The following is a 414-nucleotide window of genomic DNA, read 5'->3' as shown; positions in this document are numbered from 1 at the left end:
AATGACGTAGCGCTTCAGGCAGCGGATGATGTCGCGTTTGCTCTTGCCCTCGGCGGTCCGACGGGCAACGTAGGCGATGGTCGGCTCGTGGAATCTCATCCGGACGATCACGGTGCGGTAGATCGCGGCGTTCAGCTGCCGATGCCCACCGTGGTTGATGCGATGCCTGCCGCTGGTCATTCCAGAGCCGGTCGGGACGGGGCTGATGCCGGCGAGCTTTGCGAACGCTGCCTCGGAGTGGATCCGCTCGGGATTGTCGCCAGCGACGATCAGGATCTCGGCTGCGGTATCGACGCCGATGCCGAACTGCTCCAGCAACTGGGGAGCGGTGCGAATGACGAGCGCCTCGATCGATGCCCTGAGTTCCTTGGCCTCACTGTCCAGGTGCTGCCATCGGCGGGCCAGGGACCGCAG

1 protein-coding gene is annotated in these 414 nt (G+C 65.0%); it reads right to left on the bottom strand.

Features of this window, described 5'->3' with window-relative positions; all coding sequences use genetic code 11:
• On the bottom strand, positions 1–414 hold a 414-nt coding region (locus tag ACT3UL_RS19225; RefSeq protein ID WP_444580003.1), incomplete at both ends, for a transposase.

It is taken from the genome of Brachybacterium sp. 107 (assembly GCF_052379725.1).
In the GTDB taxonomy this organism is placed as follows: domain Bacteria; phylum Actinomycetota; class Actinomycetes; order Actinomycetales; family Dermabacteraceae; genus Brachybacterium.
This window is presented reverse-complemented; position numbering and strand designations above follow the sequence as displayed.